9 protein-coding genes and 4 pseudogenes are annotated in these 15,287 nt (G+C 72.3%); 9 read left to right on the top strand and 4 right to left on the bottom strand.

The features are described from left to right. Positions 1-21 precede the first annotated feature (21 nt). From ABIE67_RS44385 to ABIE67_RS44400, 4 genes and pseudogenes are all read left to right on the top strand, one after another. Positions 22-1,603 (top strand): annotated as a pseudogene (locus ABIE67_RS44385) (Re/Si-specific NAD(P)(+) transhydrogenase subunit alpha). 6 nt (positions 1,604-1,609) lie between these two features. Beyond that, positions 1,610-3,064 carry a Re/Si-specific NAD(P)(+) transhydrogenase subunit beta gene (pntB, locus tag ABIE67_RS44390; protein ID WP_370267296.1) on the top strand — a complete coding sequence of 485 codons (1,455 nt, stop codon included), beginning with the start codon at positions 1,610-1,612 and terminating at the stop codon, positions 3,062-3,064. A gap of 161 nt (positions 3,065-3,225) precedes the next feature. After that, positions 3,226-5,586, top strand: coding sequence for a serine/threonine-protein kinase (locus ABIE67_RS44395; RefSeq protein ID WP_370267301.1), 2,361 nt, complete (start codon positions 3,226-3,228; stop codon positions 5,584-5,586). A gap of 10 nt (positions 5,587-5,596) precedes the next feature. Then, positions 5,597-7,328 (top strand): annotated as a pseudogene (locus ABIE67_RS44400) (serine/threonine-protein kinase). A 45-nt stretch (positions 7,329-7,373) separates the two neighbouring features. Here the strand turns inward: ABIE67_RS44400 and ABIE67_RS44405 are convergent. Further along, a pseudogene (locus ABIE67_RS44405) lies at positions 7,374-7,820 on the bottom strand (PucR family transcriptional regulator); the annotation flags it as partial. Positions 7,821-7,849: 29 nt separating this feature from the next. Between ABIE67_RS44405 and ABIE67_RS44410 the strand changes: the two are divergent. After that, positions 7,850-8,400 (top strand): annotated as a pseudogene (locus tag ABIE67_RS44410) (aldehyde dehydrogenase family protein); the annotation flags it as partial. A gap of 50 nt (positions 8,401-8,450) precedes the next feature. Here the strand turns inward: ABIE67_RS44410 and ABIE67_RS44415 are convergent. Then, positions 8,451-9,050, bottom strand: coding sequence for a 2'-5' RNA ligase family protein (locus ABIE67_RS44415; protein WP_370267307.1), 600 nt, complete (start codon positions 9,048-9,050; stop codon positions 8,451-8,453). A 205-nt stretch (positions 9,051-9,255) separates the two neighbouring features. Here ABIE67_RS44415 and ABIE67_RS44420 point away from each other — a divergent pair, with 205 nt between their 5' ends. Then, positions 9,256-9,528: a DUF6355 family natural product biosynthesis protein gene (locus ABIE67_RS44420; protein ID WP_370269560.1), complete on the top strand. Its 273-nt coding sequence runs from the start codon at positions 9,256-9,258 to the stop codon at positions 9,526-9,528. Positions 9,529-9,578: 50 nt separating this feature from the next. Here the strand turns inward: ABIE67_RS44420 and ligA are convergent, their stop codons facing one another. Both ligA and ABIE67_RS44430 read right to left on the bottom strand, forming a co-directional pair. Continuing rightward, a complete protein-coding gene (ligA, locus tag ABIE67_RS44425) occupies positions 9,579-11,684 on the bottom strand; it encodes an NAD-dependent DNA ligase LigA (protein WP_370267311.1) in 2,106 nt (701 codons plus the stop codon). A gap of 70 nt (positions 11,685-11,754) precedes the next feature. Further along, entirely contained in the window at positions 11,755-12,471 is a 717-nt protein-coding gene (locus ABIE67_RS44430) for a MerR family transcriptional regulator (RefSeq protein ID WP_370267317.1), read from the bottom strand. 73 nt (positions 12,472-12,544) lie between these two features. On the opposite strand from ABIE67_RS44430, the gene ABIE67_RS44435 reads away from it, so the two are divergent. The 3 genes from ABIE67_RS44435 to cobM all read left to right on the top strand — a co-directional run bounded on the left by ABIE67_RS44435 (position 12,545) and on the right by cobM (position 15,194). Further along, positions 12,545-13,009 (top strand): DUF6194 family protein, encoded by a 465-nt coding sequence (locus tag ABIE67_RS44435; RefSeq protein WP_370267322.1) that lies wholly within the window; start codon positions 12,545-12,547, stop codon positions 13,007-13,009. A 161-nt stretch (positions 13,010-13,170) separates the two neighbouring features. Continuing rightward, complete coding sequence (cbiE, locus tag ABIE67_RS44440; RefSeq protein WP_370267327.1) at positions 13,171-14,448, top strand: precorrin-6y C5,15-methyltransferase (decarboxylating) subunit CbiE; 1,278 nt, start codon at positions 13,171-13,173, stop codon at positions 14,446-14,448. Continuing rightward, complete coding sequence (gene cobM, locus ABIE67_RS44445) at positions 14,445-15,194, top strand: precorrin-4 C(11)-methyltransferase (RefSeq protein ID WP_370267332.1); 750 nt, start codon at positions 14,445-14,447, stop codon at positions 15,192-15,194. Before cbiE ends, cobM begins: the two co-directional genes overlap by 4 nt. Positions 15,195-15,287 lie beyond the last annotated feature (93 nt).

The raw sequence follows: 15,287 nt of genomic DNA on the forward strand, positions 1-15,287 counted from the left end.
ACCCGATCAGAGAGGAAGACGATGGTCCCATCGGAACGGGAACCGGAACAGGAAGCCCAGCGGATCGGCATACCCGCCGAGTCCACCGCGGGCGAGACCAGGGTGGCGGCGACCCCTGCCACCGTGGCCCGACTCGTCGCGCTGGGCTACCACGTGGTCGTGGAACCGGGGGCGGGGGAGCTGTCCCGCTTCTCCGACACGGCCTACGAGGAGGCGGGTGCCCGGCTCGGCGACCCCTGGCCGGCCGAGATCGTCCTGAAGGTCAACGGACCGTCCAGCGAGGAGATCGGCCGGCTGCGCGACGGAGCGACGCTGATCGCGCTCATCGGACCCGCGCTGAACCCGGAACTGGTGGAGGAGCTGGCACGGCGGCCGATCACCGTGCTCGCCATGGACGCCGTCCCGCGCATCTCGCGCGCCCAGTCCCTGGACGTCCTCAGCTCGATGGCGAACATCGCCGGATACCGCGCCGTCGTCGAGGCCGCGCACGCCTTCGGCCGCTTCTTCACCGGCCAGGTGACCGCCGCCGGCAAGGTGCCACCGGCCAAGGTGCTCGTGGCGGGCGCCGGAGTGGCCGGACTCGGCGGCGATCGGCGCGGCACACAGCCTCGGCGCCGTCGTCCGCGCCACCGACCCCCGGCCCGAGGTAGCCGAGCAGGTGCGCTCGCTGGGCGGGGAGTTCCTGGAGGTACGGCCCGAACAAGCCGAACAGGAGGTCAGCAGCGACGGATACGCCAAGGCCACCTCGGACGACTACAACCGGCTGGCCGCGCGGCTGTACGCCGACCAGGCCGCCGACGTCGACATCATCATCACCACCGCGCTCATCCCGGGCCGGCCCGCGCCGAGGCTCATCACCGCCCAGGACGTCGCCCGGATGAAGCCCGGCAGCGTGATCGTCGACATGGCCGCCGCCCAGGGCGGCAACGTCGAGGGAACGGTCGCCGGGAAAGCGGTCGTCACCGACAACGACGTGACGATCATCGGCTACACCGACCTGCCCGGCAGACTCCCGGCCCAGGCCTCCCAGCTGTACGGCACCAACCTCGTCCACCTGATGAAACTCCTCACCCCCGGCAAGGACGGCCGGCTCGTCCTCGACTTCGACGACGTGGTGCAGCGGTCGATGACCGTGGTCCGCGACGGCGAGAAGACCTGGCCACCGCCACCCGTGCAGGTGTCCGCCGCGCCCACCCCCGCACCGGCCCAGGGCCCGGAACCCGCCGCGGTCCCCGACAGCGCGGCGAAGCCCGCCCGCTCCGCGCGGTCCGGGTACGCCCTCGTCGGCGCCGGAGCGCTCGCGCTCTTCCTGGTGACCGCCTTCTCACCGCCCCAACTGATCGCCCACTTCACGGTGTTCGTCCTGGCGATCGTCATCGGCTTCTACGTCATCGGCCATGTGCACCACGCGCTGCACACCCCGCTGATGTCGGTCACCAACGCGATCTCCGGGATCGTCGTGGTCGGCGCACTGCTGCAGATCGGGCACGGGAACACCGTGGTCACCGTGCTGTCGTTCGCCGCGATCCTGCTGGCGAGCATCAACGTCTTCGGCGGATTCGCCGTCACCCGCCGCATGCTCGGCATGTTCTCGAAAGGCTGATCACGGATGACCACCGCCACGGCCGCAGAGGCCGCATACGTCGTCGCCGCGCTGCTGTTCATCCTCAGCCTCGCCGGACTCTCCCAGCACCGCACCTCCCGCTCGGGGGTCGTCTGGGGCATCGCGGGCATGGTCATCGCCCTGGCCGCCACCGTCGGTCTCGCCTCGCGGTCCATCACCACCACCGGCCTCGTGCTGATCGCCGTCGCCACCGCCGTCGGCGCGGGCATCGGACTGTGGCGCGCCAGCGTCGTCGAGATGACCGGCATGCCCGAACTCATCGCCATCATGCACAGCCTCGTCGGCCTCGCCGCCGCGTTCGTCGGCTGGAACGGCTACCTCGACGTCGACGCCGGGGGCCATACCGGGCAGGAGATCACCGGCTCGCTGCTGCGCATCCACCACGCCGAAGTGTTCATCGGCGTGTTCATCGGCGCCGTCACCTTCACCGGTTCCGTCGTCGCCTATCTGAAGCTGTCGGCGCGGATCAAGTCCCGCCCGCTCATGCTCCCCGGCAGGCACGTCCTCAACCTGGGCGCGCTCGCCGCGTTCGTCGCGCTCACCGCGGCGTTCGTCGCCCGCCCCCACATGGGCCTGCTCATCGCGGTCACCGTGGTGGCACTCGCCCTCGGCGCGCACCTTGTCGCCTCCATCGGCGGCGGCGACATGCCGGTGGTCGTCTCGATGCTCAACAGCTACTCCGGCTGGGCCGCGGCAGCCTCCGGCTTCCTCCTCGCCAACAACCTGCTGATCGTCACCGGCGCACTGGTCGGCTCCTCCGGCGCCTACCTGTCGTACATCATGTGCAAGGCGATGAACCGTTCCTTCCTCTCGGTGATCGCGGGCGGCTTCGGGGGCGAGGCCGTGGTGGCGAGCGACGGCGCAGACCAGGGGGAGCACCGGGAGATCAGCGCGGAGGAGACCGCCGAACTCCTCCAGGACGCCTCCTCGGTGATCATCACCCCGGGATACGGCATGGCGGTCGCCCAAGCCCAGTACCCTGTCGCGGAGTTGGCGCGCAAGCTGCGTGAGCGCGGCGTCGACGTGCGCTTCGGCATCCACCCGGTCGCCGGCCGGCTGCCGGGCCATATGAACGTGCTGCTCGCCGAGGCCAACGTGCCGTACGACATCGTGCTGGAGATGGACGAGATCAACGACGACTTCGCCGCCACCTCGGTCGTCCTGGTCATCGGAGCCAACGACACCGTCAACCCGTCCGCAGCCGAGGACCCGGCCAGCCCGATCGCCGGGATGCCGGTCCTGCACGTGTGGGAGGCGGCCCAGGTCGTGGTCTTCAAACGCTCCATGGCGACCGGGTACGCGGGCGTGCAGAACCCGCTGTTCTTCCGCGAGAACAGCCAGATGCTCTTCGGCGACGCCAAGCAGCGGGTCGAGGACATCCTCCGCAGCCTCGACGCCTCCGCCGCGCCCGTCCCGGCCATGGTCGGCACGAACCGCTGACCGGTGTTCCCGCCGTCCGCCGGGGCCGACCCGGCGGACGGCTCGCCCACTCGGCCGTCCCGCCCCGTGAATCCGCGCCACTTCACCTGAAGGTGTGACGAGCACGGACGTACATCGAGAGGGGGGAATCCGCGGGCCGTCGGCGCCGGTACGTTGGCCTGGTGCGGCGGATCGGGGAGTTCACCGTGGAACGGCGCCTCGGCGCCGGCGGTATGGGGGTCGTGTATCTGGCGCGCAGCGCCGGCGGGCGGCGGGTCGCGCTGAAGGCGATCCGGCCCGAGTACGTCGACGAGCCGCACTTCCGGGCCCGGTTCCGCCGCGAGGTCGCGGCGGCCCGCAAGGTGAGCGGGGCCTTCACCGCGCCCGTGGTGGACGCCGACCCCGACGGCGATCCGCCCTGGCTGGCCACGCAGTACGTCGTCGGCGACGCACTGGACGCCCGAGTGCGCTCAGGCGGCCCGTTGCCCGCGGCCGATGTCGTGCGGCTGGCCGGGCAGTTGGCGGAGGCGCTGCGCGACATCCACCGGCAGGGCCTGGTCCACCGGGACCTGAAACCAGCCAACGTCCTGCTCGCCGACGACGGCGTACGGGTCATCGACTTCGGCATCGCCCGCTCCGTCACCCAGAGCCGGGCGCTGACCCGCAGCGGCGCCATGGTGGGCACCCCTGCCTTCATGGCACCGGAGCAACTGACCGCGGCCCAGGCGGTCTCCCCGGCGACGGACGTGTTCGCGCTCGGCGGCGTACTGGCCTACGCCGCGCTGGGCCGCAGCCCCTTCGAGGATCCCGGGGCGGCGGGTGTGGAGCCGATCGCGGTCGCCTTCGCGGTCGTGCACAAGGAGCCGGACCTCACCGGCCTCCCCGTCGCGCTGCGCGCCCTGGTGGCCCGCTGTCTCATCAAGGACCCCGCCCGGCGGCCCGGCCTGGAGGAGGTGCTGCGCCTGGCCACCCGCGCCGGGCAGGGCATCGTCGAGGCCGACACCGCCCCACCACCGGTACGGGCCCGGCGGCCCGGCCGGGCCGCGCTCGCCGCGCTCACCGTACTCGCGGCCCTGCTTCTGCCCGGCGACCTGCCCCGGGCGGTGCCGTCGGCGGTCCTGCCCTGCGCCGACGGACTGACCGCCATCGGCGAGGGCCGTATGCGCAGATGTGTCGGACTGCTGGACACGGACGCGTCGCCCGCGCTGCTGCGCCGTTCGTCGAGCCGGCTCATCGCACCCGTGCTGGAGCGGATCGCCACGGAGAACCGGCGCGTCGCGGCGGCCGCGGCCGAGCCGGGCGGCCGGCCCCACGTGTCGATGGTGTATCTGACGCCCATCACCGAGGAGTTCGACGGCAGCGCAGGGATGGAGGCGGTGCGGCGCGATCTGGAGGGCGCGCACTTCGCCCAGCTCAGGACCAACCGGAAGTCGGCCGGTCCGGACGGCGGCGCCGCGATCCGGCTGCTGTTCGGCCAGACCGGAGGCACCGCCCAACAGCGCAACCACACGGTCGGGCAGGTGCGCGCGGCCCGGCGCGCCCAGCGGATCGTCGCGGCGCTCGGCCTCGGCGGCAGCACCGCCGCCAGCCAGGACATGGTGGAGGAGCTGACGGCCGGCGGCCTGCCCGCGTTCGGTTCGGTCCTCACCGCCGACTCCTGGGCCGCCGTTCCCGGCCTGGCACGGGTCGCACCCGCCAACGCCGACCAGGCGGCGGCCGCCGTACGCCATCTGTCGACCGGCGAACTCGCCCGCGCCCGCGTCCTCTTCGTGCAGGACATCGCTCCCGGAGACCAGTACACCAGCACCCTCGCCCAGCAGTTCGGCGCCCAGACCCCGCCTCGTCGCCTCGTCCGCGCGGAACCCACCCTGTTCGACTCCTCACGGCCCGGCCCGACGGCCTTCCGTGCCGCACTCGGAGATGTCTGCAAGGCAAAGCCGGACGTCGTCTACTTCGCGGGGCGGGGCACCACGCTGCCGCAACTGCTGACCTTCCTCGCCGCACGTCCCTGCCGAAGCCACCGGATCACCGTGATGTCCGGCGACGACACCATGATGGTCCGGCACACGAACGGCTTCGGCGCGCGCGACCTGGCCCGCGCGCTCGGCAAGGGCGGGATCGACCTGCTCTACACCGGTCTCGCCCACCCCGGAGCGTGGAAGGTCACGCCGGACGCCTTCGCCCCGGACCTCGTCGCGCCCTTCCGGGACGGCACGTTCGACGACACCTTCCCGCACGGCGACCTGGAGGACGGCCGGGCGATCATGATGCACGACGCCCTGCTCACCGCGGCCCGGGCGGTCCGTGTGACCCCCGCGGTACCGAACCCGACGGTCACCGACGTCTACCGGACGCTGTCCCGCCTGCGGAATCAGGGGCCACTGCCCGGCGCGAGCGGCTGGATCGCCCTCGGCAGCGACGGCGCCCCCGAGGGCAAGGCGATCCCCGTCCTGCGGATCACTCCGGACGGCCGTACCACCGCCATCGCGGTCACATCGGCCGAGGGCACACCACAGGCGAAGGGTGCCGGCGGCGGCAATTGAGCTCCCGCCCATGAGTGAGGCAGACAGAGGCCCCGGACGACGAGTCGTCGACGGGCGCTTCGAGTTGGAGACCCGCCTCGGCGGCGGTGGGATGGGCACGGTCTGGCGGGCCAGGGACCTGGTGCTGCACCGGCTCGTGGCGGTCAAGGAGGTCCGCCCGCCCGACCGGGACCTCGCCGAATACGACCCCGACGGCGCACGGATGCTCCGCGAGCGCGTGCTGCGCGAGGCCAGGGCCCTGGCCCGGATCGACCATCCGAACGTCGTGACCGTCCACCACATCGTCGACGGCGGCGACGGCACCTACCCCTGGATCGTGATGGAGTTGGTCACCGGCGGCTCGCTCGCCGACCGGCTGGCCCGGGGACCGATGCCACCGGCCGAGGCGGCCCGGCTCGGCCGGGGAGTGCTGGCCGCGCTGACCGCCGCGCACGACGCCGGCATCCAGCACCGCGACGTGAAGCCCGCCAACGTCCTGCTGCGGCCCGACGGGCGACCCGTCCTCACCGACTTCGGTATCGCCGCGATCCGCGAGGCGACCAGCCTCACCGCCACCGGCTCCAACATCGGTACGGCCGACTTCATGGCGCCGGAGCGCGTCTCGGGGCACGAGGGCGGCTCCGCCTCCGACCTGTGGTCGCTGGCGATGATGCTGTACGCCGCCGTGGAGGGCCACCACCCGATGCGCCGGGGCACCACTCTGGCCACCCTTGCCGCGGTCCTCCACGACGACGTGCCGCCGCCGGTGCGTGCGGGTGCTCTGGGCGACGTCCTGATGAGCGTGCTCGTACGGGACGCGTCGGCGCGGCCGTCCGCCGCCGTGCTGGACACGAGGCCGGCCGAAGTCGAGTCAGGGCGGCCGAGTTCGGGTCAGGGCCGGGTCAGGGGCCGTCGGGGGCCGGTCCGGGTCGGTCGGGCCCGCCGGGCCGGCGGAGCCCACCTCGTATCCGCTGCACCCACCGTCCGCCCCCACCGGGTTCGCGTCGACGCCGGCCACCCCATGGCCGGGGCCGACCTCATCCCAGGCCGTGACCGCGTCCGCGCGGGCGGCACGCCGACGCATACCCGGCCGGGCCGCCCTGCTGGGCCTGTCGGGGGCCTCGCTCGCCGGCGCCCTGGTCCTGCTGTGGTGGCTGCTGCCCTTCGGAGGCGGCACCGGCGACTTGAACGCGGGCGGCCCCTCGTCCGCCACCACGTCCGCTCCGAACACCACGTCCGCTCCGAAGCCGACGGTCTCACCGACCGGTGCCGCCCCGGCCGCCCGGAAGTCGGCGGAGCCGGAGAGCGGCTCCCTGCTCACCCCGGACGGCATCCGCACCGCCATCAAAGCCCTCGAGGAAGACACCGGCCGGAACATGTTCGGCGACTTCACCGTCTACCCGGACCACGTGTCGGCCGAGCTGATGGTCAACGGCAGCAAGTCGGCGTACGACTCCTACACCTACCGTCCCGGACAAGGCGTCGAGAAGGGCATCATCAACGGCACCCTGCCGGGGGGAGATCAGCCCCTCAGCCTGGACGACTTCAACTGGGACCGGGTCCCCGCGCTCTTCGAAGAGGCGCGGAAGAAGCTCAACGTCGACGATCCCGACCTGCGCTACCTGTCGGTGCGACAGCCCGACGACATCTTCGACACCCCGGCCGGAATGGCCGTCTACCTGACGGACGACCACGGCCGGGCCGGCTACCTGGAGGCCGACACCGACGGCAAGGTGACCCGTGTGATGCCCGCCGAGGACTGACGCGGACGCCGGGGGGCGGGACTTCCGCCGGGACCGCGTCCCAGGTCACGGCAGGTCGGGGCGGGCTCGCAGGACGTCGAGGGCCGTGAGCGCCACGTGGAGTTCGGTGCGCTGTTCGCCGGACTCCAGGTCGCGGTCGAGGAGCCGCTCGATGGTACGGAGGCGTTGGTACACGGTTTCCCGGGAGAAGCCGCCCCGGCGGGCCGCGGTGGTCTTGCTGCCGGCCGCGTCGAGGTAGTGGCGCAGGGTGGTCAGCAGGTCGGTGCCATGGCGGGTGTCGTGCTCGCTGAGGCGGCCGAGCTGTCGTTCCGTGTAGTCCTGGATCCGGGTGTCCTCGCGGAGGGCGTGCAGCAGACGGCGCAGACCGACGTCGGACAGTTCGTCGAAGGAGCGGTCCGGAGGGAGGGGCTCGCCGGGCGGGGTGGCCTCGGCGGTGCGGGTCGCCTCGCGGAAGGAGCGGGGCGTGTCGGCGAGGTCCGCGACTTCCGACCGAGTTGATGTAGCGGCGGTGGGGGATCATGCTGGCGGAGGAGTTCGGGCGGCGCCTGGCCGAGCGCATGGGCACGCTCGTCGTGGGCCCCGGCACGCGGGCGGCGTCGATGTCGGCCCGCTGATCGACAGGACAGGGCGCGGCAAGGTGGAGGCGCTGGTCGCCGACGCGGTGGAGCGCGGTGCCCGAGTTCTCGTCGGTGGCCGGACGCCGGAGGGTCCGGGCTGCTTCTACCCGCCGACCGTACTCATGGACGTGGCACCCGAGAGCCGCCTCGTGGACACGGAGATCTTCGGCCCCGTCGCCGCCATCCTCACCTTCGACGACGAGGACGAGGTCGTGCGCCGCGCCAACGACACCCCCTGGGGGCTCGTCGGCTATGTCTTCACCGAGGGCCTCGACCGCGCCCTGCGCGTCAGCGAACGCCTGGAGGTGGGCATGGTCGGCCTCAACACGGGACTGGTATCCAACCCGGCGGCCCCGTTCGGCGGGATGAAACAGTCGGGCCTGGGCAGGGAAGGCGGCCGCGTCGGCATCGAGGAGTTCCTGGAGTATCAGTACCTGGCCATCCCGGTGCGCTAACCCCGGCTCCGACGTCCTCCCTCGCTCACCTCGCGGCCGCCACCGCGCACTCAGCCCGTGCGCGAGTGCCGGACCTCGCCCGTGCCCAGCGTGATCACGGCCCGGGGCGTCATGGGCTCCTCGCCGCGGCGGGAGAGCAGGACCACCTCCTCGACAGCGGCCGACAGCGTGCCGAGCCGGGCGGCACACTCGGCTGCCAGATGCTTCGGGTCGTGGGTGCGGCCGAGGGACAGATGCGGGGTGAAGCGGCCACCGCGCCCGAGGCAGAGAGGGAACCGCAGCCGCAGTTCCCGCTGGAGACGGACCCACGGCGCCAGGTCCGCCGCGGCCGGGTCGAGCCAGACCGTCGCATGGTGCCGGTGCCGGAAGTACCGCACACCGGCCAGGCGCGCCGTGAACGCCGTGCTTGCCGCCGCCCCTGCGGAGAGCAGCGGAACCGCCCGCGCGAACTCCTCCTCCGGCACGAAACCGAACAGCAGATTCACATGCGGCGGCCACCGCCGGACCTGCGGATCATGCTCCCAGCGGATGTCCTGGATCGCCGGCCAGAGATCACGCGGCGGCAGCCACGCCACCGCCGTCCGGGCCGTCGGCGCGACCTCGAGCGCATCCCCCGGCTCGGTCGCGGGAAAAGCCGCATTCCCGTCCACATGGGCATCATCCCAAATCGAGACGAGATCATCCGATCGACGGACAGGCCGAACGATTCACCAGGTGAACGGCGCGCTGTTCGATCAACGACGCCGGGCCACACGGCGATCCTTGTGCGGGTATCCGACTGACCGGCAGGCAGCAGACCTTCGAGGCCTGCTGCCGCCCCCTGCCCAAGGAGTTCCCTTGAATCTTCGTCGTATGGTGACCGGCGCCCTCGGTTCCGCCGCCCTCGTGCTCACGTCCCTCGGCGCGGTGACCGCCCAGGCCGGCCCCGCGGCGGCCGACCCCTGCGGTTTCTACGAGACCAGCTCCGACGCCTACTACAACCACTGCACGTCCGACGGCTCGCACGTGGTCATCCAGGTGCGGGTCGCCAACGCGCTCGACTACGAGCGGTGTGTCGGGCCCGGCCGGACCTGGCTGGGCTCAGCCGACAAGATCCAGGGCGCCCACTACCTCAACCGCACCTGCTGACAACCAGCCATCCGAGCTGACTCCTGCCCGGTGACGGCCGGCGGTATCGGTCAGCCCAGGTGGTCGGCGACGAGGAGAGCGAACTCGTCGGGTGTGCAGAGGCGTATTCCGAGGTCCTCGGCCTTGGAGCGCTTGGATCCGGCCCCGTCCCCGGCGACCACGAGGCTGGTCTTCCTGGACACACCGGAGGAGGAGCGGCCACCGGCCCGTTCGACGAGTTCGTTCACCTGGTTGCGGCTGAGCTTCTCGAGCGGACCGGTCAGGGCGCCGGTGACCACGACGGTCATCCCGGCGAGCGGGCCGGCGGCCGGGGCACCGGCCGCGTCGGCATCGGTGCCGGCGCCGGTGTCGGCGGCCGTGGTGGTGTCCGGGGGCGGGAAGGTGGCGCCGGGTTCGGTCATGTTGACCCCGGCCGCGGCGAGTTTGTCGATCAGCCCGGCGAGTTCGGCCAGCTCGGTGACGATGGCGGGTGCCTTCTCGGATCCGATGCCTTCGACCTGCTGCAGCTGGTCGGCGTCGGCGGCACGGATGTTGTCCATGGTGGCGAAGTACCGGGCGATACGGCGGGACATGGAGCGGCCCGTGCCACGGACCCCGAGGGCGCACAGCACGCGCGACAGCGGCCGCGTCCTGGCCGTGGCGAGCGCGGCCAGCAGGTTGTCGGTGCTGGTCTCGCCCATCCGCTCCAGCCCGAGAAGCTGGTCGCGGGTCAGGGTGAACAGGTCGGCGAGATCGGTGACCAGGCCGGCCTCGACGAGCTGCACGACACGGGTGGCGCCCAGGCCCTCGATGTCGAGCTGGTCGCGGCCCGCGGCGTACGACAGGGAGGCGACCAGGTGGCAGTTGCGGCCCTGCTCGCACCGCCAGCGCTCCTGGCTGGTGTCGATGCCCGAGCCGCAGCGCGGGCACACCTCCGGGAAGATGATGGCCTTCTCGTCGCCGGTGCGCAGATGGGCGACCGGGGCCTCGATGCGCGGGATGACGTCACCGGCGCGGTGGACCATCACCTGGTCGCCCGTCCGCAGATCGCGGCGGGTGATGTCGGCCGGGTTGTGGAGCGTGGCGTAGGTGATGGTGGAGCCGTCGATCTCGACCGGTTCCAGAACGCCGCGGGGCGCGATGATGCCGGTGCGGCCGACGTTCCACTCGACGTCCAGCAGGCGGGTGATCTTCTCCACCGCCGGGAGTTTGTAGGCGATCGCCCAGCGCGGGGCCCGCGATCCGGATCCGGCGGCCCTCTGGTCGGCCGCGTGGTCGGCCTTGATGACGATGCCGTCGATCCCGAACGGCAGTCCGGCGCGCAGCGCGGCGATTTCCTGCACCCGGGTCAGGACCTCGGCCGTGGTGGCCGCGGTGACGCCCGGCACCGGGGTGGTGGCGGTGGTGTTCACGCCCAGCTCGCCCGCGAGCGCCATGAGTTCGCTGTGCGCGAGGCCGTCGAGCCGCGCGGCCAGGGCGGCGTCGGTGTCGGGCAGCGGCAGCACGCCGTAGCCGAAGAACGTCATCGGGACCGTGTAGGCGCGGTCCTTGGCCCGCAGGGTGCCCGCGGCCGCGTTGCGGGGGTTGGCGAACGGCTGGCCGCCGTGCGCGGTGCGCACCTCGTTGGCGTGCTCGAACTGCGCCCCCGTCATGAGGACTTCGCCGCGCACCTCCACGCTGACCGGCTCGGCCAGCGTGTCGGGCAGGCCCTCGACGGTGCCCATGGTGTGCGAGACGTCCTCCCCGGCCGTCCCGTCACCGCGTGTGATCAGTCGCGTCAGCCGCCCCTGCGTGTAACGGGCCGCGATCGCGAGGCCGTCGAGTTTCGGCTCGACGCTGTAGCGCTCAGCCTCGTGTCCGATACGGCGGGCCAGCGAAACCGTCCAGGCCGTGAACTGCTCGGCGGAGAACACGTTGTCCAGGCTCAGCATCGCGACCGTGTGCGGCACATCGCCCTCGACCGCGCCGCCGGCGACCTTTCCCGTCGACGAACCGGGCAGCACCTGGTCGGGATGGTCGGCCTCCCACGCGGCGATCCCTCGCACCAACCGGTCGTAGGTGTCGTCGTCCAGCGGGGACGTGCCGTCCGTGTAGTAGGCGGCCGCGGCCTTCACCACGTCCTCGACGGCCTGCGCGTAGCCGGCGCTGTCCACGATCTGCGCAACTGGTGTTGTCATGCCTGCCATCCTGCCTGCCACCACTGACAATGCCCCTGGCCGCCGACTTCGCCCTCCGCGGCCAGGCCCCTCACCCGCGCAGCGAGAGCACGGCACTGAGTGCGCCGGCACCGTCGAGCAGAGCCTTGGAGCGAGCCGTGATGTCGGCGTCTCTGCCAGCCAGCGCGGAGGCGACTTCCTCCGACCGGTGGGTTCGCCGCAACTCCGGCATCAGGGCCCGAAGGGGCGCGATGCGGTAACCGGCCTTGCGGAGTTGGTGAACGATCCGCGCATCCCGCACCTGGGCCGGCATGTACCGGCGCGTGCCTCGCACGGGGTCGCGGTCCGGGACGACGACACCCTCCGCATCCCAGTGCCGCAACGTCGAAGGACGTACACCGAGCGCGGCGGCGAGTTCGGACACGCTCATCGAGTCCGACGCGCGCACGTCTTCGAGCGGCTCGCTGGAGATCGCCCGGGCCGCGTCCTCGGCCTGCCGCAGTGCCGTGCGCTCCGCGTCGAGCTGCGCGTGCGCCGCGTCGAGCAGGGCGAGGAACCGCGGGACGGGCGACTGGTGGGCCGCCCGGACGATCTTCCTGGCCTCGGTCGGGCCCGTGCCCGCCGCCAGGGCGCGGTACGCCAGTGCGGACCGCAGATGTATCTCCCCATAGACCCGGTAGCCCTTGGCGGTGCGTGTCGCCGGCGGGAGCACACCGTCGCGCTCCAGATTGCGCACCTGCTGCACGGAGTACCCGGCACGCCGCGCCACATCGCCGGTGCGCAAATCACCAGATTTGAGACTTGTCACTGCGGACGCCCCTCCTTGCCATCCCAAGCCATCTCAAAGCCTCCACAAGCACTTCAATGCAACGCTAGAGCACATGACCATGGATGAGATCATCAGCTTCGTGGACGGTCTCGACGGCGTCCTGACCCTCAGGCCGGCACCCGGCGACGGCTCGCCGGACATCAGCTGGGGCGACACGTTCTTCTACTACGCACCTGATGGCGTCGCCCCGACGACGACCCAGCCGTTCGCGACGATCGTGACCAAGAACTGTCCCGGCGACGAGTCATCACGTCTGGACCGAGCGGACACCTTCCGCCTGAACATCGCCGCCGGGAAGGACGCCTTCATCCGGTGGACCGGTCACGCACCGCGCGAACCGGGCGCCGTCGTGGCCGACCCCAGCGCCGTCGACCTGCTGATGGCCCACCCCGTCTACGGGGCCGTCGGCTGGCTGGCAGTAGTGAACCCGGGCCCGCGCACGGCAGCGGCCATCCCCGAACTACTGCGCGCGGCCTGTCACCTGGCCCGCACACGCCATGAACGACGCGCTTCCTAGGCATCCAGCGAAGGGCCGCGGTGCTCTTTTCTGCTACACGAAAGCTAGCGCAAGCAGCATGCACAAGATCATCGCGAATGTGTAACCCGACGAAGGACACGCAGGCCACCGCCCCGTAGAGTGCCTCTCCGTTGCCCTTTCGAGCCCCGAGGTACCGCGCAGTGACCCCCGCACGCCCCGCCCCGCCGCCGCCCGCCGTCGTGACCCTCGTCGGGATCGGAGCCGACGGCTGGGAGGGCGTCCCGGACGGCTCCCGTGCCGCGTTGGTCGACGCCGAGGTCCTCATCGGCGGCCCGCGCCAACTGGACCTGGTGCCGCCCGAGTGCGCCGGGGAGCGTATCGCGTGGCCCGTACCGCTGCGACCCGCGGTTCCCGGCCTCCTCGCCGCCCACGCGGGCCGCCGGATCGCCGTACTGGCCAGCGGAGACCCCATGTTCTACGGCATCGGGCGCGCCCTCACCGAGGTCCTCGGCGCCGGAGCCGTGCACGTCCTGCCGCACCCCTCCTCCGTCTCCCACGCCTGCGCCCGCCTCGGCTGGCCGCTGGAGGACGTCGAGGTGGTCACGCTCGTCGGCCGGCCCGCCGCCCGCATCGCCGCCGCCCTGCACGAGGGCCGACGGCTCCTCGTGCTCAGCGCCGACGCCGCCACACCCGCCGAGGTCGCCGCCCTGCTGCGGGACCGCGGCTTCGGGCCCAGCCGGATGCGGGTGCTGGAACAACTCGGTGGCGAGAAGGAACGTACGACCGCCTCGACCACCGCCGATGAGTGGCACGAAGAACCCGGCGACCCGCTCAACGTCGTCGCCGTCGAGTGCCATCGCGCCCCGGACGCCCTGCGCCTCGGCGCCGTACCCGGCCTGCCCGACACCGCCTACGAGCACGACGGCCAGCTCACCAAGCGTCATGTTCGCGCCGTCACCCTGGGCGTGCTCGCGCCTGCGCCCGGGGAACTGCTGTGGGACGTCGGCGGCGGGTCCGGGTCGATCGCGATCGAGTGGATGCGCACGCACCCCTCGTGCCGGGCGGTCACCGTCGAACGCGACCCCGTGCGCGCCGAGCGCATCACCCGCAACGCCGACCGGCTCGGGGTGCCCGGCCTGCGCGTCGTCACCGGCGCCGCACCCGCCGCCCTGGCCGAACTCCCTACGCCGGACGCCGTGTTCATCGGGGGCGGCCTCACCGTACCCGGCCTCCTCGACGCCTGCTGGGAGGCGCTGCCCGCCGGCGGGCGCCTCGTCGCCAACACCGTGACGCTGGAGTCGGAGGCGCTGCTCGCCGCCGCCCACCGGCGGCACGGCGGCGAGCTGGTGCGGCTCGAGGTGGCGCACGCCGCGCCCGTCGGCGGCTTCACCGGCTGGCGTCAGGCGATGCCGGTGACCCAGTGGGCCGTGGAAAAAGCGCAGAACACCCTCAATCCCCTTCCAGGAGCAGACAGATGACCGTGTACTTCATCGGTGCCGGCCCCGGTGCCGCCGACCTGATCACGGTGCGCGGCGCCCGTACGCTCGCCGCCTGCCAGGTCTGCCTGTACGCGGGCAGCCTGGTGCCTCGCGAACTGCTCGCCGAATGTCCGCCGGACGCACGGCTGGTGGACACCGCGGACCTCAACCTCGACGAGATCACCGCCGAGTTGCTCCGGGCCCATGAGCAGGGGCACGACGTGGCGCGGCTGCACTCGGGCGACCCGTCCGTGTTCAGCGCGGTCGCCGAGCAGATGCGGCGCCTGGACGCGGCCGGAGTGCCGTACGAAGTGGTGCCCGGTGTGCCCGCCTTCGCCGCCGCCGCGGCCTCCCTGAAGCGGGAGCTGACCGTGCCGACGGTCGGCCAGACCGTCATCCTCACCCGTATCGCCCACCGCGCCACCGCCATGCCCGACGGCGAGGACCTCGCCACCCTCGGCCGCAGCGGCGCGCTCATCGTCCTGCACCTCGCCGCCCGGTACGTGGACCGAGTGGTGGAGGAGCTACTTCCGCACTACGGCGCCGACTGCCCCGCCGCCGTCGTCGCCTACGCCTCCCGCCCCGACGAGCTGATCATCCGGGGCACTCTCGACGAGATCGCCGGGCAGGTGAAGGACGCGGGCGTGCTGCGCACGGCCGTCATCATGGTCGGCCGGACGCTGGGCGCGGAGCAGTTCCGCGACAGCCACCTGTACTCGCCGGAGCGGGAGCGGCACGTCTGCTAGGCGCTCCGCTGGACGTGCCGCGAAGTGCCGTCTTTGTCTGCGGGCCCGTCGTGGCTGGTCGCGCCCACGCGGCGGAGCCGCATATCGGCGCAG

Source organism: Streptomyces sp. V4I8 (genome assembly GCF_041261225.1).
Lineage (GTDB): Bacteria > Actinomycetota > Actinomycetes > Streptomycetales > Streptomycetaceae > Streptomyces.